Raw genomic sequence first — 252 nt, forward strand, 5'->3', positions numbered from 1 at the left:
CCGATAGTTAGTCTTGAATCGTATCCATAACAAGGATGGAATTATCAAGGAGCGGAATGATGCGAAAGTATCACGTACCGTTCTGAAGGAGAGGTAAAAGTCGCAAGGCTTCTATCGACTCTAACTGAACGATAGGATTGTTCCAGACAATCAACAGTTGATTCACGGTGATTACTGCGACATTAGAACCAAGGTAGAGGTCTGTCCATTGACATGCTTCGTCAGCCAGAATGGCGCTGCTTCCAACCCCTG

The 252-nt window shown here is 45.6% G+C and carries 1 protein-coding gene; it reads right to left on the minus strand.

The window, feature by feature from the left end:
- Positions 1 to 70: 70 nt before the first annotated feature.
- Positions 71 to 252, minus strand: a 182-nt coding sequence (locus MiSe_RS50425; protein WP_226595144.1) for a hypothetical protein, incomplete at its 5' end; no start/stop codon positions are given.

It is taken from the genome of Microseira wollei NIES-4236 (assembly GCF_020521235.1).
Lineage (GTDB): Bacteria > Cyanobacteriota > Cyanobacteriia > Cyanobacteriales > Aerosakkonemataceae > Microseira > Microseira wollei.